This window comes from Planomonospora algeriensis, assembly GCF_977012225.1.
Genome location: NZ_CDRNDK010001045.1, coordinates 1 through 616, shown reverse-complemented (window position 1 = coordinate 616; position 616 = coordinate 1). Strand labels below are relative to the sequence as shown.

The following is a 616-nucleotide window of genomic DNA, read 5'->3' as shown; positions in this document are numbered from 1 at the left end:
ATCAGTCCGCGTGAGGCGCTGGCGATGGATCCGCAGCAGCGGCTGCTGCTGGAGACCTCGTGGGAGGCGATCGAGCGGGCCGGGATCCGGCTGGGCCACCTGCGCGGCAGCCGTACGGGCGTGTTCGCCGGCGTGATGTACCACGACTACGCCTCCCAGCTCACCTCCGTCCCGGAGGAGCTGGAGGGCCTGATCGGCACCGGCAACTCCGGCAGCGTCGCCTCGGGCCGGGTGTCGTACACGTTCGGCCTCGAAGGGCCCGCGGTCACGGTGGACACGGCGTGCTCGTCGTCGCTGGTGGCCCTGCACCTGGCCGTACAGGCGCTGCGCAACGGCGAGTGCGACCTGGCGCTGGCCGGCGGCGTCACGGTGATGGCGACACCCGGCACGTTCATCGAGTTCTGCCGGCAACGTGCACTGTCCGTCGACGGCCGCTGCAAGGCGTTCTCGGCGGACGCCGACGGCGCGGGCTGGAGCGAGGGCGTGGGCATGCTGCTCGTCGAGCGGCTGTCGGACGCGCAGCGTAATGGCCACCAGGTCCTGGCGGTCGTCCGCGGCAGCGCGGTCAACCAGGACGGGGCGAGCAACGGGCTGACGGCGCCGAACGGTCCGTCGC

General features: G+C 72.4%; 1 protein-coding gene. It reads left to right on the top strand.

The window, feature by feature from the left end:
• On the top strand, positions 1-616 hold a 616-nt coding region (locus tag ACWJ6R_RS37705), incomplete at both ends, for a beta-ketoacyl synthase N-terminal-like domain-containing protein (protein WP_449066760.1).